This window comes from Solibacillus sp. iso_87 (assembly GCF_056173085.1).
Genome location: NZ_CM149656.1, coordinates 3,722,512 through 3,742,872, shown reverse-complemented (window position 1 = coordinate 3,742,872; position 20,361 = coordinate 3,722,512). Strand labels below are relative to the sequence as shown.

The following is a 20,361-nucleotide window of genomic DNA, read 5'->3' as shown; positions in this document are numbered from 1 at the left end:
GAATAGGAGGGGTTTATGGTTAACTTATTGGAAAATGCATTTCAAATTTCGGGAGCGATCCTCCTTATATGTGGTATATATTTTTATTGGCATTTTAAAAAAATGAAGAAAGAAAAAAAGCTTACATCATCGGAACGTGCAGCGTATATAATAACACGAATTGCGATGTTTGTTTGTGCAGGGAGCTATGTTCTTCTGTTTCTAGATAAATATTAAAAAGTACTGCTTATTGTGAATCCTGTTTTCTTTTACAGGATTTTTTTATTCTACAAAAGTACTAAAATAAAAATTTATAGAATCTTTTTTTACTGCTGTTACGTACGAATAAATAGGAAAGGGAATGGAGGCTAAGACAGATGGAGAAGACGAAGAAATTGATGGCCGGCGTTTCAGCAACTGCACTTACTTTAAGCTTGGCAGGCTGTGGTACTTCAAATAGCAGTTTACCGCCAAAGCCTACTGACCAAAGCTGCAGGGATTGGGACTGGTCGGAAGAAGAAGGTGTATGGCGATGTGACGAAAGCCGTTCGGGATATTATGGAGCCTATTATTATGGTGGCAGATTTTTCAATAATAAAGCGGCACTAAACAGCGACAGCAGCTACATAAATTATAAAAACAGCAATAGCTTTAAAGCTGCAAAAACAAGTTCGGGTTTTGGCAGTGGCACAAAAAGTTTCGGAGGATAGGGGAGACAAAATAACATGAACGGGTATTTAAACTTTTTATCATATCTTGGTGTGTCTTTAGGTTTGTTAATAATCGGAATGGTGCTGTTTGCGCTCAGTACACCAAAGATTAAAGAATTTCAGTTAATCGCACAAAGGAATGTATCGGCCGCACTGCTATTAGGTGGTAAAGTAGTCGGACTGGCAATTGTATTAGGTGCAGCTGCCGAGTACTCGATTTCTTTAATGGATATGGCGATATGGGGAGCGATTGGAATTGTAGCACAAGTAATTGTATTTTTCCTGGCAGAAGTTATAACAATCCGATTTAGTATTCAAAAAGCGATCGAAGAAGATAACCGTGCTGTCGGAACAATGTTATTGTCGTTATCAATTGCGGTTGGATGGATTGTAGCGAAATGCATATCTTATTAATTTAGGGAGCGGAAACAGTGAAGCGTTTAATTTACTATGTAGATAAGGGAAATGGCCATTATGAGCCATTTTATGAATACACGGAAACAAATGTAGGGCTCGATGAGTTTTATGCAAGACAGCTTTGCACCTATTTTATTATGCGCGGTACACAGTATGAGCTCGTATCGAATGAAATGGAAGAAGATATGGAAGTCCTAGTGTTAAAGGAGATGGGCCGCAATTTATCCGGTGAGGATGAAAAAAGCTTTCGCGAACGGGGCATCCATATAGAATTCAGAAACCCGAATGAACGTGAAAATTATCGCCTGTTGTCGCGTATTCCTTGTGATACTCATTTTGAAGTGATCCGTTACTTATTGAAAGATGTAGTGGATATACCATCCATTGGGCAAATGCTCGTTACATCTACAGAGATTGACGAAGATCGTGGTGTTTATGTAATTTACGTAACTGAGATGAAAGTGAGCTGAGCAATTCATGACGAACAGCGAGCGCAGCCAGTTTTATGCGAATATTGACCAATTTTGGGCAGATTTATATGACGATGAGTATGCCCTCTATGATCTCTATGAAGTAACAGATGAAGAGGTCGAAAAAATCCGTATAGCTTCGGAATGTGCAGGGAAAATCTATTTTAAGACAGCCCATTTATTACGCAATATTCCGGATGAAGCACTGCTTGAAATGGGATATCCGGAAGAAACGCTGCCCTTTCTACGCATGAAAACACTGGAAGCCGAAAGTGTAATTGCCCGTTTTGATTTTATTGCACATAACGGCGGCTATAAATGTATCGAAATCAATGCTGATACACCTACCTTCATTAAGGAATTGTTTGTTGTAAACGAACAAATTTGCAAAGAATTTGGCATGGAAAATCCAAATGCCGAAATGGAAGAGCTTTTAAAAGGCAATGTGCGAAAAAGTGTTGCCCAAAGTATATTTTCCCCGGATGCACATATTGTTTTTACGGCACATGAGGACAATATAGAAGATTATTTTACTACGCTTTACATAATGCAATTTGTGCCCGGAGCGAAATTTACGCCTCTACATCAGTTGCAAATACAAAAAGGTGTAGGATTGTTTGATGAAGACGGAAAGCGGATTGACTTACTGTATCGTCCGACATTTCCGATTGAAAACCTAATTCAGGACGAAGATGATGCGCAGAATAGAATAGGATTGTGGTTAATAGAACTGATAGAACTGAATTTGCTGACGATTCTCAATCCACCTTCTGCATTTTTAATGCAAAACAAAGCAGTACAGGCCATTATCTGGGGATTGCATGAAGAACGGAATGCATTTTTCACATCCGAAGAGCATGAATGGATTGCTGAATACTTTTTACCGACGTATTTGGAAGACACCCCATTCATCGAAAAAGGTCTACGCTATGTGAAGAAACCGGTATTTGGCCGCGAGGGGGATACGGTGGAAATTTATGATGAAGACGGACAGCTTATAAAAGAGGATGTCCAAAAATCGTATAATCACTATCCAAAAGTGTACCAGCAATTTATCAAGCAGCCGGAAACAACATTCCGAAGCGAAAAGGGAGTACAAAAAGGGGAATTATTGGTCGGCAGTTTTTTAATAAGCGGAAAACCGGCAGCAATGGGGTTGCGTGTTGGCGGGATGATTACAAATAATTTATCTTATTATTTGCCGATCGGAATAAAAAGAGATTAGAGGTGTCATACAACTTGAGAAATCAGTCTATTGCTAATTTATCATTTATATTATGTGCGGTTATTTTATTAAATATTTTATCAGTCCTTGTACTACATACAGAAATTTCTAAAATGACATTTAATCTATCGATACTTTTAATGATTATGTTATTAATCAATGGCGTTGTCCATAAGAAGAAGGCCAGTAAATAAATATGGCTGGGACAGATGCAACTTAAGTTTGTCCCAGCCAAAACATTAAAATAGTAAGTCCGATATAACCTGGATAATTAAAAGGAAAAATATAATTGGCAGCAGAATCTCAACCCATTTCCCTTTTAAATAAGGAATGATTTTCAGACCGATATGTGAGCCGACAATCGATCCGACAGCTACCGGAACGGCCACACTCCAATTAACAATGCCATAAAATAAGTAAAATAAAAAAGCAGTTGTACAGCTTGCAAACATTAAAAAACGAGTCATCTCTGCAGCCATTACATAGCTGACTTGTTTCTTCAGAAAATATGTAATGTTTAGCAGTGCAGACCCTGTTCCTAGCCCGCCATCATAAATACTAATAAAAAAAGGCGCGATTAAATTAGTTTTCTTTTCGATGTCCGGCTGTTCATTTATAACTTCCTTCTTCTTACTTTTAATAACGAAAAAGAACATCACGATCAACACCGTACAAGCAACAATATTCATCGTATGTTCCGCTAACCTTGTTGCTAAAAATGCCCCGCTTATACCGCCAATTGCAGAAATCAGCATAAAAGGAATCATTTTTTTCAGTGATACTCTTTTTTTTCTCGTCAAAACAATGACGGTTGAAAATGAAGATATGCCTGTTGCAAATTTATTAATTGCGACTGTCGCATGAATTGGTATGCCGACTAACAATAAGGAAGGAAGCAATACGAATCCTGCAGCTCCAAACATGACCCCTACAATGGAAGCAAGTATGCCGATTGCGAATAAAATGAGATCATCTAACGATAGCCACTCTATAAATAAGTTCTCCAAACAAATCCCCCCTATTCACAAAATACTGCTATACTACTCATAAAACAAATATATATATTTTGTATATTCATAAATATAAGTTATGAGTGGGTGAGAAAATGAATTTACATACGCTACGAATTTTCACAAATGTTGCAAAGCTGGGCAGTATAACAGAAGCAGCGAAATTCCTTCATATCAGTCAGCCAGCTGTTACTGTCCAAATACGAAAACTTGAAAGAGAAATAGGAGTTAAACTTATAGAAGGAAAAGGTAGAGGGATCCAGCTCACATATGAAGGCGAATTTCTTTATGAGCAAGGGTTACGGTTATTTCATCTGGAAGAACAGATTGATGAAAAGTTTAAAAACTTTTTAGGAAAAAAAGAGAAAATAAAAATTGCTTCGTCCTATATTTCAACGAATTATATTTTGCCGACAATCATTGCAGGCTATAAAAAGGAAAACCCGAATATCGATATATATGTATCATTAGGAAATGTTCAATCTGTTGAACGACTTGTCCTCGATTATAAAGTCGATTTTGGTTTCGTTGTGCAAAGCAATATAGGTCATGAAGATTTAAACTTTGAAAATATAATGGATATCCCTTTTTGGTTTGTTGTCCATCCAACGCATCCTTTAGCAAATAAAGTAGTATCGATTTTCGAACTAAGTGAACATGATTTTATATATAGGGAACGAGGCAGTTCAACGCTGGACTTGATGGAGGCTATTTTTTATACGCATAATTGCCCGTTACCGAGGTTCGGCTTACAAATAGAAGGTGTACTGGAATCGATTAAAGTTGTCGAAGCAGGGTATGGAATGGCTATTGCCCCAGCATGCAGTGTAAAGGAAAAGTTATCTCAAGGCAGCATTGCACGTGTCTTTGTAGATCAGGTGGAAATCAGTCAGAGCCTATTCAGTTGTACAAGAAAAGTGGATAAGCGGGAGCATTCTTTTATTCAATATTTAAAAAAGAACTTAAGCAATTTAGAAGTTTAAATTGATTTTTTTATATAAAAATGTACGCAGGAAAATTTTTTGAAATAGTAATCGCTTACAAAATTGACACGCCTCTAATGATGGAATAATCTGAAAATATAACGTCTGGAGGTGTGAATAAATGAAGTTTTTATCCAAACCTAAGCCTTATAAAGAAATCATTCCGAAAGTGCTGCAAGTGATTTTGAATATTGGTTTAACAGTACTGGCGTTGGCTCTTTGCGTCATGCTCATCATCGAAATGGTCGAGCTTTTAAAGTTCATATTTAACGGGGAAAAGAATGAATACAAATACTTTCTGGCAAAAATTTTAGTATTCTTTCTGTATTTCGAGTTTATCACGATGATTGTGAAGTATTTCAAAGAGGATTATCATTTCCCGCTTCGTTATTTTATGTATATCGGAATTACGGCAATGCTCCGACTTATTATTGTCGAACATGACTCCGCAATAGATACACTCATTTTTGCAGGAGTAATTCTAATTTTGATTATTAGTTACTATATTATCAATATTACACCGAGAGAGAGGCCGAACAGAAAAACGTAAACTTCAACTTATAGAAAAAGGCTAATCAATAAGATTAGCTATCTAGCTGATATAATTTAACTTCTATTATTTGATCTTCTCAACATTCAATTGCCATTTCCCGTTCGCATCTTTTGAAACATCCATTTTCACGTTAATATCTTCGAACAAAATGTCTCCTTCTTTATAAATCTTCGTTGCCATAGTCACAGCATTTAAATAACGTACATCTCTATAGGAAGCTAAATATTTAACAGTTGTATTATTTGTTAGTGTTTGGATTTTTTCCATTGCGAGAGTATTTTAACCTAAAAGATAACATTATAAGGAAAATAACACAATGAACTATAAAGTAGTGAAATTTAAATAAGCGAATCTATCTTATATGATAGATTCGCTTATTTGTATTAGGCTTATAGATTGTTGTATTTAAGAAACCCCTTCACTCCATGTAGAATGCACCGAATGATTGGTCCTTTTCTTGTCACGCATTCTTAAATACATATTGTTAGATAAAAGCGCAATGATAATCAACACTGTTCCAACAATATCAAATACCGTTACCGAATTCCCCTGAACAATGGAAATGAACAATGTTGTAACAGCAACGAAATTAATGAACAGTAATGCATTTAAAGGGGATAAGTAGCTAACGCCAATGTTCCAGCCCAATAAAGCAATAACACCCGGGAAAATAATCATAAACAGTAAGTGGGGACCTACAGCGACTACATCATTTACAGGCGGCACCGGTACAGCACCGAACATTGTTGCACCTAAAGTAACGAACAATGCAGTAACCGTTCCAAGTAAACAGCTCAATGTAGAATAGCGCAAAGCAGACCAATGACTGAATTCATTGGCACCCATTGTATAAATAACCCAGCCAACAACAGCGATAAAGATTAACAGTGACGGGATAAACTGACCTGTCGTGCCTAAAAATGCCTGAAGATCGCCTTTTGTAATTACTAATACCGCCCCGACAAATGATAGCAATACACAGAGCAATGTAAACAGGGATGGACGGTGTTTAAAAATCATCCACGAAATTACAATCGAAATCATCGGCATCAGTGATTCCATTATAGAGGCAGTCATTACACCGGATTGCCCGAGCAAATCCTCGCCCCAGAAAATAAGTAAATTATATATTGTAAAGGCCATTGTACCGAAAAACCAAAGCTGAAGACCTTTCCGTTCCAAACGGAAAGCGCTCTTTCCTTCTTTCCATAAAAGTAACACAATCAAAATGACCGTCACAGCGCCATATCTGAAAATCGTAAAGTAAAATGGATCTATATGTTTAAACGCATCATGTGCTACCGGAAACATTGCACCCCATGATACTGCAGCTATAAAACAAAGAATAGAACCTATTAAAACGCTATTTTTCACTTCTTATTTACCTCTTTCATTCAATTAATATCAACATCATATTACAATTGAAATGATATCTCGTAAAATGAATAAAAAACATTGTTAATATCATTTTTTTTGATACCATAATAGAAGGTTATATAGAGGGATGGTGAAAAAGTATGGAGTTTAAAGACTTGGAAATTTTCCAGCTCGTTGCAGAGAAAGGCACTGTCACGGAAGTTGCAAAAGAGTTGAATTACGTACAATCGAATATTACATCAAGAATTCAAAAGCTTGAGGTGGAGTTAAATACACCATTGTTCAACAGACATCGTCGTGGAATGATTTTAACACCCGAAGGAAAAAAACTATTAGCCTATAGTGAAAAGATATTACTGCTGACGGATGAAATGAAACGCGCCGTCCTTAATAAAGAAGAACCAATCGGCAAACTGGAAATCGGTACAGTGGAAACGGTTTATCATTTACCGAACATCTTGTCTTCCTATATAAAAAGCTATGAAAATGTAGACTTGTCATTAATAACAGGGGTCACGGAAAAGCTAGAAGAAAAAGTATTAAATTATAAATTGGATGGAGCTTTTATTACGGCTTCAAATGTTCATCCGGATCTAGAAGCGTACGATGTATTTGATGAGGAGCTTGTCCTGATTACGGAACCTCGTAAGAAGACATTGGAGGGGCTGAAAGATGAACCGTTCCTTTGTTTTAAAAAAGGCTGCGGTTACAGGGCACGTCTGGAAAAATGGTATGAGCTAGAAGGTGCAATGCCCGAAAAAGTGATGGAATTCGGAACATTGGAAACTATTATACGAAGTGTTGCAATGGGACTTGGCGTATCATTTGTCCCGAGGTCGGCAGTAGCTCACCTTGAAAAAAGCGGAGAAATCACTTGTCATCAATTGCCAGGTGAATACAGCAAAGTTAAAACAGTCTTTATCCGCAGGGCAGATGCGTACTTAACGACAACTATCGAAAAATTTATTGAAACGATTCAACATAATAGACAGTTAATCTAAACATGGAGTATGGGAATGTGATTATCTGCTGGTTAATATAAGTAATTAAATTTAAAGCAATTGTTGCGTATTTATCGCAGCGATTGCTTTTTCTTTTGGACCAATTCTTATACTTGTGGAAAGTATGATTTAAAGAGATATGAAGACATTATAGTTATGCTTTAAAAATATTGGAGGATTTATTATGAATACTTACAAAGGTACGAATAAAATGATCATCGGAATTGTATTCGGTGTTATTACATTCTGGTTATTTGCACAAGCAATGGTAAACGTTGTACCAGCAGTTCAAGAAGATTTAGGTATTTCACTTGGTACTATTAATATTGCAATTAGCTTATCTGCTTTATTCTCGGGAATGTTCATTGTAGCAGCAGGTGGACTTGCTGACAAAATTGGACGTAAAAAAATAGCGGTTATCGGTTACTGGCTAAGCATACTTGGTTCACTCTGTTTAGTATTGGCACAAGGCGCGGTTTTATTAATTATTGGCCGAATTATAATCGGTCTTTCAGCAGCATTCATTATGCCTTCCACAATTGCTTTAATCAAAGCATATTTTGATGGTCCAGACCGTCAAAGAGCACTGAGCTACTGGTCCATTGGTTCTTGGGGAGGTTCAGGTGTTGCATCATTTGCAGGCGGTGCAATTGCGACAACACTAGGATGGAGATGGATTTTCATCTTCTCGATTGTTTTTGCTTTAGTTGGTTTGTTTTTGCTGAAAGATACACCTGAAAGTAAGCAGGAATCGACAGGGAAATTCCGATTTGACTATGTTGGTTTAGGAATCTTTATTGTTACAATGGTTGCATTAAATATCTTTATCACATATGGTGCAGACTTTGGTTGGACAAGCGGTACTTCGTTGCTTTTACTGGCAGTATCAGTAGTTGGTTTAATTACATTCATTCGAGTAGAAATGAAAAAGGAAGTTGTATTGATCGACTTTGCAGTATTTAAAAATAAAGCCTATACAGGTGCAACAATTTCGAACTTTTTACTTAATGCAATTGCGGGAACATTGGTAGTAGCGAATACTTACGTACAGGTTGGACGCGGATTTAATGCTTTCCAATCTGGTTTACTTTCACTCGGCTATTTAGTAACAGTACTGGCGATGATTCGTGTAGGTGAAAAGATTCTTCAACGTGTCGGAGCAAAAAAGCCAATGATTTGGGGTGGGATAATTACTACGGTTGGTGTCGCGTTAATGGGATTAACATTCCTGCCGGATTTAGCGTATACAATTGCAGTGTTTGTAGGATTCGCCTTATTCGGTCTTGGTTTAGGAATTTATGCAACACCTTCTACAGATACATCTGTGTCCAATGCACCTTCTGATAAAGTAGGGGAAGCTGCAGGCGTATATAAAATGGCAAGTTCTTTAGGGAGTGCGTTCGGTGTGGCCATTTCCATGACGGCTTACGGCGCGGCATCTGCAAACGGCAATCTGGAGTTTGGCGCAACAACAGGGATTATCATTAACGTTATATTCGGTGTCCTATCCATCTTGTCGGTAGTCTTTCTAGTTCCGAAAAATGCGGGCAAATCGGTTGAGTAGTATTAATAATGTAAGCGTCGAGTACAAGGCGTTTGCATTATTTCCTTTAAAAATAGACGCTTAGGAGTGGTAAACATGAGACAAAAACTAATGGAGATGCTGGAAGTTCGTAAAAATGAAATCATTCAAATCCGGAGACATTTACACCAGCATCCTGAAATATCGTTCCAAGAGGAAAACACCGCACAATATATTCTCGATTTTTATAAAGAAAAAGATGTAGAAATACATTCAAACGTAGGGAATGGCTACGGAATTATCGTAACGATTAAAGGTGGCAAGCCAGGTAAAAATATAGGACTTCGCGCAGACTTTGATGCACTGCCGATAACAGAAGAAGCCGATGTTCCGTTCAAATCCGTAAACGAAGGAGTCATGCACGCATGTGGACATGACGGGCATACCGCCTATTTACTTGTATTGGCGGACTGTTTAATCGAGTTGAAAGATGAGATTGCAGGGACAATAAAAATTATTCACCAACATGCAGAAGAAGTTCCGCCAGGCGGTGCGAAAAGTATTGTAGAGTCAGGGCTTCTCGATGATTTAGATAATGTTTTCGGGATACACTTGCTGCCTATGGGACCTGCAGGATTTGTCGGTTATAATTCAGGTTTTGCGTTCAATGGCCGTGCATACTTGAAGCTGAAAATTCAAGGACGGGGCGGACACGGTTCCTCACCGCATTTGGCAAACGATGCAATTGTTGCCGGAGCACACTTTGTCACTGCTGCGCAAACAATTATTAGCCGTCGTTTAAGTCCGTTTGATATCGGTGTGATTACAATCGGCTCATTCGATGGCAAAGGGACATTCAATGTAATTAAAGATAGCGTGGAACTTGAAGGCGATATTCGCTATATGACGATTGAAACGAAAGAAAAGATTGAAACGGAAGTAAAAAGATTAGTAAGAGGTTTGGAAGAACAATTCGGTGTTACTTGTGAATTGACGTATGAAAACGACTATCCGCCATTATATAACGATCCGGAGCTAACGGCGAAAGTAGCGGGTTATTTAATAGATGCGGAGGATCCGGATATTAAAGAAGTGAAGGAAGTACCACCAATGTCGCCATCTGAAGACTTTGCCTATTATGCGGAAAAATTCCCTTCTTGTTTCTTCTATATTGGCTGTACACCAAAAGGAGTGGAAAAACCGTTCTACAATCATCACCCGAAGTTTGATATCGATGAAGATGCACTTCTAGTAGCAGCAAAAGCAGTGGGGCAGGTTGTTGCCGGCTATTATGAAGAATAAAATAAAAGGAGTTTCGGATTAAAGCCGAAGCTCTTTTTTCATTGGACAAATACCTATACTGAACACCTTATTTTAATATCGACGAACAGGCAATGAAAAATTCAGCGAAGGGATTTCTAAGTATCGTACATTATTACTTAGTTCCAGAGGATGCCTAACAAAGTAGTTTTCACTGTAATTGTCTATTTTGAAACCTTTTCCAAACTAATAAGGTATATAGGAGAAGGGAGAAATAAATATGAAATATTTTCTAATTGGTATGGGATTATCAATAATAGGTATTTTATTTGCTATTATTTTTTGGGATGTTCATATGATTTCTAATATTACGAGCAGGATTGGTTTTATCTTTTTAATTGTGGCATGCATTTTTTCCGGTGCGTTCGTAAATGGTGACCGGATGAGGGCAAACTTGGCAATGGAAACGAAAGAAAATTGGGTTCAAAGAAATAAGATTGCATGGTGTTCCCTGACGATGGCAGTCCCTAACTTTGTTGTCGCATTCATCTTTTACTACTATTTAGGCTATTAATAAAACATTACCAAAATATACTTGTATTCATATAAATTCTGTTTATGTAATATGTTAAGGTATTATAGATTTTGGAGAAGTGGGGTTAACTAGATTGAAGGTACTTCAATTAGCATTTTTATTAATTTTTACAGTTTGTTTAATTACTGTAACGCCAGCGTCGGCAGCAGAAAAAACGATCGATCAGTATTACATGGATGATGTAAGTTATGAACATGGCGCATATGAGCAGTTGGAACGTTTCTTATATGCAAATATTATCGACGGATATGAAGAACCAACAGTTTATGAAGAAGATGGTGAAGTATACGAATATACTTCAATTCTTTTAAAGCCAGAAAATAGTATTACGCGTGCACAGTTTACAAAGATTTTAGTTAACGCAATGAATTTAAAAAACGGCGATATTAAAAAAGAGTTCTCTGATGTAAAATCTTCTGCATGGTATTATGATTTTGTTCAGATTGCCAGCAGTAAAGGCATTATTACCGGGAAAGAAGACGGTACATTTAAACCGAACGATAAAATTACACGTGCTCAAATGGCAGCGATGATTTATCGTGCATTTAATGGGACAGTTGATTTTTCGAAAACAGGAAAAATGTTTATCGATGTAAATCCGAATAGCTATTCTTATGAGGCGATTGTGAAAACAGCAGGTGCCGGTATTGTAAATGGCTACGGAGAAACATTTAAACCGAATGATTATGCAAAACGTTCCCATGCAGTACTGATGATTGACAGGGCGTTGCATTTAGAGAGTGGTGAAACAGAGAATGAAGCTTCAATCATTGCAACAGTGAATCGCTATATTGACAAAGAGTTTGAGTTTTCTTCAGACATGGAAAACGTAGAGGATATGGATGCGCTCTATCGTGAAACAACAACAGGCTACTACTTAGCTTATTCACTTGATAGCCAATTGCTATTGGAAGATGCAGATTTTTCAACTGGTTCGAGTTCATCTGAAAAAATCGGCGAGTATTCAAGTAAGGTAATTTCACTGAATAAACGTTTTGCCGCAGTAAAAATTGATGATTTGAAAGTTCATATTAAGATGACTGACCCGGAAATCAACTTTAATCTGGAAATGACTTTAGACTTATCCGGAACGGCTTACTTAAAGAAAACAGAAGACGGCCTGTGGAAAATCTATAATCTGGTCTATGATGAAGAAGACTATGATAATATGCTGACTGCAGCTGCAGCGATGGAAGAACAATAATAATTTCCCCTTCTTTTATAGAGAAGGGGATTTTTTTATAAGAGCATTTAGCAGAGATTATTCAAGTACATTTCGGAAGATTGCGATATTAAGATACTATTATCTATTATATAATACATTTAAAGGAGAGATGGGCATGCATACAAAATTACAAGCAGTAGTAGATTCAATGGAGTTATACCAGGCAACTTTTCCGGAAGATGCTTGTATCATTGTAGCGAGCAATGAAGAGGTTGTCGGATACTTACCAGGAAAGTACATAGATTTAAAAATTAATGTAGGGTTGAGAATGACGGACTTCCGCGGCACTGTTACAGAGCGTGCATTGACGACAAAGCGCTATTTAAGAGAAGAAAAAGGTCCGGAAAGATTTGGTTTTGCTTATATTTCATCAGCTCAGCCAATTTTTGATGGGAAAAATATAATCGGAGTAGTAAGTGCCATTATTTCAAATGAAAAGATGGATTCCATGCGCCAATTAGCGACAGAGTTATCGAGTGCGGTAGAGGAAATGACTGCAACGAATGAAGAGTTAACTTCGGCGAGCATGGACGTATCGAGTCGTTTGGACGGGCTTGTTACATCAACAGAAATGATGACGGCCGATATCGGTGAAATTAACCAAATGGTAGACCTTGTAAAAGGAATTGCATCGAAATCACAGATTTTAGGATTAAATGCATCGATTGAAGCTGCGCGTTCTGGCGAGCATGGAAGAGGCTTTGCTGTTGTAGCAAAGGAAATTCAAAAAATGGCGCAGAACAGCAAAGAAAGCGCAGAAAAAATTGCTGCGCAGCTTAATAAAATTAGCACTTCTATTGAAGAAGTTAATGGAACGACAAGCCAAATCGCAGCATTTACAGAACAGTTTGCTACAAGTATGCATGAACTGAATGATGCATATGGAAGTGTGAATGGCACGGCAGAAAAGCTATTGGATATTAGCGAAATAAAATAATAGAAATCGAACAACCACTCCGAAAGATGATCGGAGTGGTTGTTTTTTAATTCACTTTCAATCGGATTTTTATAAGTACATGTTTTAAAAATGCGGCACCTGCAGCAACGAGAACCGTAATTAAAATGATAACTATACCGATCACCGTACAAATAAGGATTTACTACTTCTATATATTCCATTAATTGTTACAATAAGTAAAAGAGGTGAAGGAATGTTCGGCAAAGATGATTATAAAAAAATAGAAAAGAATAGAAAACATTTTTTAATTTTTAATCTCATTACGATTCTGTTTTTTACGGGTATATCCTTTAATTATGTTATTCCAAATTTAAAGGGATTTGATTTGGGCTTTTCATTGTTAGTTTTCCTTATCTATATAATTGTTGCAAATGTCTTTGTGGGGATTTTTGTTCACAAAACGGTACTGGTTTTTTTCATTTCGCTACTATTCAGTGCTCTCGGAATGGGCTGGCGTCTATGGCTTGAGTGGGGAGAATTCAGTTTAGTCGAACATACAAACTTTGTTGTGATGGTAGGTTATCCATATATTACAGCAGTTATAATTACACTTATTTATGCTGTTTCAGAAAAGTTCAAGACGAAAAAGCTCGTCATTATGGATAGGGAATAGTTGAGACCCAATAAAATTAGGAAGGTGGATATGAATGGAATTTCGAGTGGCTACTACAGATGATATGGAATTACTAATAGATTTACGTAAGCGATTATTATTGGAGGAAGGGCAAACCGTATCTTCTAATATTGATGAACAATTAAGGAGCTTTTTTGAGAAGCAATTGAACTCCAAACAATTTGTTCAATGGATCATTGAGGAAGAGAAAAGTGCGATCGCTACAGGGGGCATTCATTTTATTTCCTTTCCCCCTAGTTATTCCAATCATACAGGCATTCGCGGGTATATTTTAAATATGTACACAACACCGGAAAGCAGAGGTCGGGGGCTAGCCAAACAGTTGGTCGAGCGGTTACTGGCAGATGCAAAAGAAAGAAATGTACATCACATATTTTTGGTTTCTTCACCGATGGGAAAACCGTTGTACAAAAAAATGGGTTTTAAGGAAAATGATATTTACATGGAATATTTCATTAAATAGTTTAGGGGATGAGGAAATGATATTAGAAACGGAAAGACTCATATTAAAGCCATATGAAGTTGAATTTGCAGATGCTATTTTTGAAGTAGTAAAGCATAGGGAGATTGCGGACACAATGGTCATGATTCCGCATCCGTATCCACGCGAAGTTGTCGATCAGTGGATTTCCTATTTGCAAAAAAGCTTTGAGCAAGGGACAGCCTATGAGTTTGCTGTGTTTTTAAAAGAGAATGGCCGCTATATCGGGAATTGCGGTCTCGTTACAGTTTCGAAAAACCACCGCAGTGCAGAGGTGGGCTATTTTATCGATGTCTCGGCGTGGGGTAATGGCTATGCAACAGAAGCATGCAAAAAAATAATTGATTACGGATTTCAGGAACATCAATTAAATAGAATTTACAGCCGCTGCATGGTTAGAAACATCGCTTCAAGAAAAGTAATGGAGAAGTCCGGCATGGTTTGGGAAGGACGCCACAGGCAGGAATTTTTAAAAGGCGATTTATATGAAGATATGGATTACTTAGCTATTTTAGCTGAGGAATATTTTATAGAATAACTTATTTAATTCCATATCAGGAATTGAGGTGGAAGTTACAAATGAAGGAAACGAAAGTAGATATACTTGCTGCCTTTCAACTAACTTTAGCATTTTTGGCATCATTGATTGGTATTTATAGTTTGGTTACAGATCGCTTCCACCTGCAGCCGCTTATGTTTATCTTTATGAGTGCGATGTTTGGGATAATAGGATTTAGAGAATACAGACGGACTCAAAATAAACAATCAGGAATTCTCTTTTGGGTTGTATCAGTAATTATATTTGGCGTTGCGTGTGTATCGTTGTTTGTTAATTAGGAAATGCAGGATTAAAAGAAAGATTCTCTTAATGGCAGGGTTTTAAATTTCCTCTATAGAACCTTTTAAAATAAGCGATATAGATAATTTTAAAAGGACTGATGAGATTGGAACAAATTCAGCAAGTAATAAATGCAACCCCAAAACATATTGTGTCTGCAGCAACGATTGTACTGAACAGTAAAAATGAGATTCTGCTTATTAAAGGACCTAAACGAGGATGGGAAATGCCGGGCGGTCAAGTGGAAGAAGGCGAATCTTTGACGGCTGCAGCGATTAGGGAAACAAAAGAAGAATCGGGAATAGATGTGGAAATACTCAAATTCTGCGGTATTTTTCAAAATGTAAAAAAATCTATATGCAATACGCTTTTCTTAGCGAAACCAATCGGGGGGACACCGACAACTTCACCGGAAAGTCTGGAAGTCGGGTATTTCCCAATTGAAGTGGCCCTGGATATGGTGACAGTCGGAAACTTTCGTCAAAGAATAGAATATTGTTTGGACGCAACGAAACACCCGTTTTTTATAGATTTTTAAATGAGGAATTTTGAAATGGTATGGAGGTTTTTCTGTGAAGCAGTTATTCGTTGGGTTAGGTATTTCCCTGCTATGTTTAACAGGGTGTTCTACAAATGAAAAAAAACCTGTGTCCATTGGAAGTAATAGTTCGCAAACGATTGAGCAATACGAAACTATTGCTGTTAATTTAGAGGCACCGTGGGCAATTAATAAATTTGGGGACACTTTATATATATCGGAGCGAACAGGGCATATTGTAAAAGTGGAGTCAGGTGAAATGACAAGACAGGACGTAAAGCTTGAAAAAGCACTTTCCACTGCATCAGAGGCAGGGCTGCTTGGCTTTGTATTGGCACCGGATTTTGAACAGTCAAATGAGGCATACGCTTATTATACGTATGAAAATGGGAGCGATCAGTTTAACCGGATTGTATTGCTTTTGCTTGAAAATAATAACTGGTTGGAGAAACGCGTACTGCTCGATGAAATCCCTAGTGGTACGTATCATCACGGCGGACGTTTAAAGATCGGTCCGGATCAAAATCTTTATGCGACAGCAGGTGATGCCTCGAATGCACAAACTGCACAGGACTTGTCTACACTCAGCGGAAAAATATTGCGCATGAATTTGGACGGGAGCATTCCGGACGACAATCCTTTTCCAAATTCATATGTGTACAGTTACGGACACCGAAACCCGCAAGGTATTACGTGGTCACCGGACGGCACAATGTATGCAAGTGAACATGGACAAAGCGCAAATGATGAAATTAATAAAATTGAAGCTGGACAAAATTATGGCTGGCCTTTAATAGAAGGGGAAGAAAAGCAGGAAGGATTCATATCCCCTTTATTTACATCAGGCAGTGAAAATACATGGGCCCCTTCAGGTATGGCGTTCTACGACAGCAAGCTATATGTTGCAGCACTACGGGGTACAGCAGTGCTTGAATTTGATTTGGAGTCAAAAGAGGTAAGAGAAATCGTCAATAATATGGGGAGAATCCGCGATGTATGGATTGAAGAAAATACATTGTACTGGATAACGAATAATACGGATGGACGCGGTACACGGGGAGAAAAGGACGACCAGCTGTACAAGCTTGAGTTATAGGAGAAGGGAGTGCAAAAGTGAAATAACTTTTGAACTCCCCTTTTGTCGTTGCCGTTATTCGGACTGTTCATCCCAAAATAGTTCATCCAATGTCTTGTTTAATGTTCTGCAAATTGCGATACAGACACTTAATGTCGGATTATACTTGCCAAGCTCGATGAGTCCGATTGTTTGGCGTGTAACCCCAACTTTCTTTGCAAGTTCGTCCTGTGATAGATCATGTTCAATTCGGGCCATTTTCAAGCGAATATTTTTCATCGGTATCGCCCCGCATCATCATCATCATCTTCAAGCATTTTGCTGTTCACTTTTTGGCTTTTATTCAATGCGCTTTTATAGGCAGCAAATAAAAGCAGTAAATATAATGGAACGTAAATTATTATTGAAAAGATAAACACTACAAAGAAATATTCAATTGCCTGAGATGAACTGTCCGCATATTGGTATGCACTGTTAATTCCCATGAAAAGTGCGATGGTCAGACCCAATCCAATACCGATGATCAGCTGTTTTGTGCTGTATGAAGACTTGCTGTTGGCATCATGAAGTTCAACTTCATCCGAAAATACCCCGAGTTGCGATGAACGGAAGCCGTAATATAAACTGGCACTTATTAAAATGACCATCTCTGTAGCAATAGACTCCATACTTACTCCGAAACGGTAAAATTTAACCCCAATCGAAACGATAACAATGATCATTGTAAGTATATAGATTTCCCGGTAAATTTTATTTTGCGTATTGTACACACGCTCATCCACTATTTTATTGTTCCAAAACCCCATTTTATCCCCTCCAAATTGTTATTGTTAAACTTATTATACATTATATAATTCATAATGCAATTTATAAATGTCATTTTGTAATTTATTTTATTCTTATCTAAGAAATAAAAAGCCGCGACTGCTAATTAAAGCAATCGCGGCATATCTGTTTAGCGGATTATTTTACTAAACCTAATGAGTCGAGCGGATAAAAACGGATAGATGTAGAGCCAAGAATATGTTCTTTTGAGACGAGACCGATGCGTGGATCTCGGCTGTCACTACTTTTACGGCGGTTATCACCCATAACAAAATAATAGTCATTCGGAATTTCTGATACACCAACTAAATCTTCCAGCGTGAAATCAGGAGTCAAGTCACCAGGATCGTTAAGAGCAGATTTGTATTCATCCAGATAGGGCTCGTCGATTTCCTGACCGTTTATATAAAGTACATCGTCTTTATATTCGATATGATCACCTGGAAGTCCGATAATCCGTTTAATAAAATATTCGCTTTCTAACCCATCGAACACAATGACATCGAATCGATCAAAATCATGAAGCGATTTCCCGATTTTATTGACGATAATCCGGTCTCCATCTTCATATGTCGGCATCATGGAAGCACCTTTCACGTCAATCGGAGTTAAAATAAACGCGCGAATAGCTACAACAAACAAGGCGGTTATGGCGATAACTTTAATCCATTCAAAAAGCTCATTTTTTTCTTTTTTCATTTTCTATAACCTCCTTAAAGAACCAGTCAGTTCAAGTCAAAATTATTTTACAACCCCATGAAGCTTTAATGCTTCCACAAATACATCGGCAATATTCAACATGGACTGTTCATCCACATCGAATCTTGGGTGGTGATGCGGGTAGACTGCATTGATTTTCGGATTGCCGCCACCTGTGAAGAAAAACGTGCCGGGCTTTTCCTGTAAATAATAGGTGAAATCTTCTGCTCCCATGCGAGGTGGGGCATTCAGTACTTGCAAGTCTGGCAAATTTATTGAGACAGCTTCGCGTAGCATAGCTGTTTCAGTCGGATGATTATATACAGCGTCATAGCCGCGAGTATAGTTAAATTCAAGCGTAGCACCATACTGAATTTCAATCGCTTTGCATAAATTGTTTAACTTATGCTCTACCATATCGCGAATCGCCGGATTGAATGTACGAACAGTCCCTGTTAAATGGGCTTTATCAGGAATGACATTGCCAACTGTGCCACTTTCAATTTTTCCGATTGTAATAACAGCAGATTCAATCGGGTCGGTATTTCTGCTGACAATTGGCTGCACACCAAATACAAACTGTGCCGCTGCAACAATCGGGTCTATTGTTTCGTGAGGAGATGCGCCATGTCCGCCTTTACCTTGAATAGTAAGTTCAAAAAAGTCGGCAGCTGCCATTGCGTAGCCTTCACAAAACAGCACAGTGCCTAATTCGCTCCAGGATGAAACATGAGATCCGTACACATAGTCAACACCGTCCAGACAACCTGCCTCTACCATTGCTTTTGCACCACCTGGTACGACTTCCTCCGCAAATTGATGGATGAATACGACATTGCCGTGAAGTGCGTCACGGTTATCAGCAAGTGATTTTGCCAAACCGAGCAGTGCGGCTGTATGGATATCATGACCACAAGCATGGCTTACTCCATCGACTTTTGATTTGTAAGGTACTTCTTTTTCATCTTGAATCGGTAGTGCGTCAAAATCCGCGCGGAACGCGATTGTCGGTCCATCAAAAGCACCCTCTAAATAGCCTACAACCCCATTACCGCCAACATTTTCTTTCACATCAATCCCATAAGATCGAAGCTTTTCGGCAACGAGTTTTGGTGTATTAACTTCTTTAAATGAAAGCTCGGGATACATATGCAGATGTCTTCGGATTTCGACCATATCCTCATAGTTTGCTTGCAGTTTCTCTTTTACGCTCATCTTCTCCACCCCTGAAAAATTATTCTTTATTCAATGCTTCCCATTCTTCTCTGAGTAACCCCATGCGAATCGAGTCATAATAGTGCCCTTCGTAATAGCGGACTTTACGGATTCTTGCTTCTAGCTGCATCCCCAGTTTTTCGCCAACACGAATCATGCGTTCATTGCCTGACCATGTCGTTAAACCAACACGCACTAATGGCATTGTATGAAATAAATGCGCAATCCATAATTTCAATGCCCGTGTTCCAATCCCTTTTCCCCACGATTGCCCTTCATGCAGAACTATGCCCATTTCAATCCACTTTGAAGGCTCGTGTTCCCAGTAGTATGAGATAATCCCGCGAACAACCCCGGATACTTCAATAACCCACATACTTTTATCGCTGATCCAATCCTGCATTGTCTGGATAAATTGTTCATAAGGAATCGCTCTATGCGGATAATACGGCGCATCCCATTTTTTCCATTCGGGCTGCTCATCTTTATAAATTAGTTCCCATAAACGTTCCATATCTTGTTCAATAATTGGTCGGATGATTAGTTCCTGATCTGTATACATCGTTTTCCTCTTTTCAAATAATTTTAGGTTCATATTTGATTGAAAAGAGTGTAAAGATTACTTTTCAATCACTTTCGTAAATGTTTTCATTTTATCAATCCTTTCAATGGAAATTACTATTATTTTATCAGAATATTCCAGTAAAAGTAGAGAATATTGAACATTTAATAAAGAACCTCAATAAAAAGTTTCTAGTAAATTTCAGAAAC

At 38.0% G+C, this 20,361-nt stretch carries 27 protein-coding genes; 19 read left to right on the top strand and 8 right to left on the bottom strand.

Translation table 11 applies throughout. The features are described from left to right. Positions 1–15: 15 nt before the first annotated feature. The 5 genes from AC0VXV_RS19125 (at position 16) to AC0VXV_RS19105 (ending at position 2,801) form a co-directional block, all read left to right on the top strand. A complete protein-coding gene (locus tag AC0VXV_RS19125; RefSeq protein ID WP_475529707.1) occupies positions 16–216 on the top strand; it encodes a hypothetical protein in 201 nt (66 codons plus the stop codon). Between the two features lie 140 nt (positions 217–356). Then, complete coding sequence (locus AC0VXV_RS19120) at positions 357–689, top strand: aminotransferase yhxA (RefSeq protein WP_475529706.1); 333 nt, start codon at positions 357–359, stop codon at positions 687–689. A 15-nt stretch (positions 690–704) separates the two neighbouring features. Continuing rightward, positions 705–1,103 carry a DUF350 domain-containing protein gene (locus tag AC0VXV_RS19115; RefSeq protein WP_475529705.1) on the top strand — a complete coding sequence of 133 codons (399 nt, stop codon included), beginning with the start codon at positions 705–707 and terminating at the stop codon, positions 1,101–1,103. Positions 1,104–1,120: 17 nt separating this feature from the next. Then, positions 1,121–1,576 (top strand): RNA helicase, encoded by a 456-nt coding sequence (locus tag AC0VXV_RS19110; RefSeq protein WP_475529704.1) that lies wholly within the window; start codon positions 1,121–1,123, stop codon positions 1,574–1,576. A 7-nt stretch (positions 1,577–1,583) separates the two neighbouring features. Next, positions 1,584–2,801 (top strand): glutathionylspermidine synthase family protein, encoded by a 1,218-nt coding sequence (locus AC0VXV_RS19105; protein WP_475529703.1) that lies wholly within the window; start codon positions 1,584–1,586, stop codon positions 2,799–2,801. Between the two features lie 239 nt (positions 2,802–3,040). Here AC0VXV_RS19105 and AC0VXV_RS19100 read toward each other — a convergent pair whose 3' ends face one another. Continuing rightward, positions 3,041–3,808 carry a sulfite exporter TauE/SafE family protein gene (locus AC0VXV_RS19100; protein WP_475529702.1) on the bottom strand — a complete coding sequence of 256 codons (768 nt, stop codon included), beginning with the start codon at positions 3,806–3,808 and terminating at the stop codon, positions 3,041–3,043. 98 nt (positions 3,809–3,906) lie between these two features. Between AC0VXV_RS19100 and AC0VXV_RS19095 the strand changes: the two genes are divergently transcribed. Both AC0VXV_RS19095 and psiE read left to right on the top strand, forming a co-directional pair. Continuing rightward, the gene (locus AC0VXV_RS19095) at positions 3,907–4,794 is read left to right on the top strand and encodes a LysR family transcriptional regulator (RefSeq protein ID WP_475529701.1); all 888 of its coding nucleotides are present in this window, start codon (positions 3,907–3,909) and stop codon (positions 4,792–4,794) included. Positions 4,795–4,915: 121 nt separating this feature from the next. Beyond that, complete coding sequence (gene psiE, locus AC0VXV_RS19090; protein ID WP_475529700.1) at positions 4,916–5,344, top strand: phosphate-starvation-inducible protein PsiE; 429 nt, start codon at positions 4,916–4,918, stop codon at positions 5,342–5,344. A 66-nt stretch (positions 5,345–5,410) separates the two neighbouring features. Here psiE and AC0VXV_RS19085 read toward each other — a convergent pair whose 3' ends face one another. Continuing rightward, on the bottom strand, positions 5,411–5,614 hold the full coding sequence (locus AC0VXV_RS19085; protein WP_475529699.1) for a hypothetical protein: 204 nt from the start codon (positions 5,612–5,614) through the stop codon (positions 5,411–5,413). Positions 5,615–5,752: 138 nt separating this feature from the next. Further along, positions 5,753–6,721: a DMT family transporter gene (locus tag AC0VXV_RS19080; protein ID WP_475529698.1), complete on the bottom strand. Its 969-nt coding sequence runs from the start codon at positions 6,719–6,721 to the stop codon at positions 5,753–5,755. A 143-nt stretch (positions 6,722–6,864) separates the two neighbouring features. On the opposite strand from AC0VXV_RS19080, the gene AC0VXV_RS19075 reads away from it, so the two are divergent. From AC0VXV_RS19075 to AC0VXV_RS19020, 12 genes are all read left to right on the top strand, one after another. Then, the gene (locus AC0VXV_RS19075) at positions 6,865–7,725 is read left to right on the top strand and encodes a LysR family transcriptional regulator (RefSeq protein WP_475529697.1); all 861 of its coding nucleotides are present in this window, start codon (positions 6,865–6,867) and stop codon (positions 7,723–7,725) included. Positions 7,726–7,909: 184 nt separating this feature from the next. Further along, on the top strand, positions 7,910–9,289 hold the full coding sequence (locus AC0VXV_RS19070; RefSeq protein WP_475529696.1) for an MFS transporter: 1,380 nt from the start codon (positions 7,910–7,912) through the stop codon (positions 9,287–9,289). A gap of 75 nt (positions 9,290–9,364) precedes the next feature. Then, entirely contained in the window at positions 9,365–10,549 is a 1,185-nt protein-coding gene (locus tag AC0VXV_RS19065; protein WP_475529695.1) for an amidohydrolase, read from the top strand. 238 nt (positions 10,550–10,787) lie between these two features. Next, the gene (locus tag AC0VXV_RS19060) at positions 10,788–11,081 is read left to right on the top strand and encodes a DUF5316 domain-containing protein (protein WP_475529694.1); all 294 of its coding nucleotides are present in this window, start codon (positions 10,788–10,790) and stop codon (positions 11,079–11,081) included. 94 nt (positions 11,082–11,175) lie between these two features. Beyond that, a complete protein-coding gene (locus tag AC0VXV_RS19055; protein WP_475529693.1) occupies positions 11,176–12,306 on the top strand; it encodes an S-layer homology domain-containing protein in 1,131 nt (376 codons plus the stop codon). Positions 12,307–12,442: 136 nt separating this feature from the next. Beyond that, positions 12,443–13,264: a methyl-accepting chemotaxis protein gene (locus AC0VXV_RS19050; RefSeq protein ID WP_475529692.1), complete on the top strand. Its 822-nt coding sequence runs from the start codon at positions 12,443–12,445 to the stop codon at positions 13,262–13,264. A 214-nt stretch (positions 13,265–13,478) separates the two neighbouring features. Further along, positions 13,479–13,898, top strand: coding sequence for an ABC transporter permease (locus tag AC0VXV_RS19045; RefSeq protein ID WP_475529691.1), 420 nt, complete (start codon positions 13,479–13,481; stop codon positions 13,896–13,898). A 34-nt stretch (positions 13,899–13,932) separates the two neighbouring features. After that, on the top strand, positions 13,933–14,382 hold the full coding sequence (locus AC0VXV_RS19040) for a GNAT family N-acetyltransferase (RefSeq protein WP_475529690.1): 450 nt from the start codon (positions 13,933–13,935) through the stop codon (positions 14,380–14,382). A 16-nt stretch (positions 14,383–14,398) separates the two neighbouring features. Further along, positions 14,399–14,938: a GNAT family N-acetyltransferase gene (locus AC0VXV_RS19035; RefSeq protein ID WP_475529689.1), complete on the top strand. Its 540-nt coding sequence runs from the start codon at positions 14,399–14,401 to the stop codon at positions 14,936–14,938. A gap of 41 nt (positions 14,939–14,979) precedes the next feature. Then, the gene (locus AC0VXV_RS19030; protein WP_475529688.1) at positions 14,980–15,237 is read left to right on the top strand and encodes a YczI family protein; all 258 of its coding nucleotides are present in this window, start codon (positions 14,980–14,982) and stop codon (positions 15,235–15,237) included. Positions 15,238–15,344: 107 nt separating this feature from the next. Beyond that, positions 15,345–15,776 carry an NUDIX hydrolase gene (locus AC0VXV_RS19025; RefSeq protein ID WP_475529687.1) on the top strand — a complete coding sequence of 144 codons (432 nt, stop codon included), beginning with the start codon at positions 15,345–15,347 and terminating at the stop codon, positions 15,774–15,776. 34 nt (positions 15,777–15,810) lie between these two features. Beyond that, positions 15,811–16,872 (top strand): PQQ-dependent sugar dehydrogenase, encoded by a 1,062-nt coding sequence (locus tag AC0VXV_RS19020; RefSeq protein WP_475529686.1) that lies wholly within the window; start codon positions 15,811–15,813, stop codon positions 16,870–16,872. Positions 16,873–16,926: 54 nt separating this feature from the next. Here AC0VXV_RS19020 and AC0VXV_RS19015 read toward each other — a convergent pair whose 3' ends face one another. The 5 genes from AC0VXV_RS19015 to AC0VXV_RS18995 all read right to left on the bottom strand — a co-directional run bounded on the left by AC0VXV_RS19015 (position 16,927) and on the right by AC0VXV_RS18995 (position 20,152). Beyond that, positions 16,927–17,130, bottom strand: a complete 204-nt coding sequence (locus AC0VXV_RS19015) for a helix-turn-helix transcriptional regulator (RefSeq protein ID WP_079523390.1) — start codon at positions 17,128–17,130, stop codon at positions 16,927–16,929. Then, on the bottom strand, positions 17,127–17,657 hold the full coding sequence (locus tag AC0VXV_RS19010) for a DUF6773 family protein (RefSeq protein WP_475529685.1): 531 nt from the start codon (positions 17,655–17,657) through the stop codon (positions 17,127–17,129). Before AC0VXV_RS19010 ends, AC0VXV_RS19015 begins: the two co-directional genes overlap by 4 nt. Positions 17,658–17,814: 157 nt before the next feature. Further along, positions 17,815–18,375, bottom strand: a complete 561-nt coding sequence (lepB, locus tag AC0VXV_RS19005) for a signal peptidase I (RefSeq protein ID WP_475529684.1) — start codon at positions 18,373–18,375, stop codon at positions 17,815–17,817. Between the two features lie 42 nt (positions 18,376–18,417). Continuing rightward, entirely contained in the window at positions 18,418–19,590 is a 1,173-nt protein-coding gene (locus AC0VXV_RS19000) for a M20 metallopeptidase family protein (RefSeq protein ID WP_475529683.1), read from the bottom strand. 19 nt (positions 19,591–19,609) lie between these two features. Then, complete coding sequence (locus AC0VXV_RS18995) at positions 19,610–20,152, bottom strand: GNAT family N-acetyltransferase (RefSeq protein ID WP_475529682.1); 543 nt, start codon at positions 20,150–20,152, stop codon at positions 19,610–19,612. Positions 20,153–20,361: the final 209 nt, after the last annotated feature.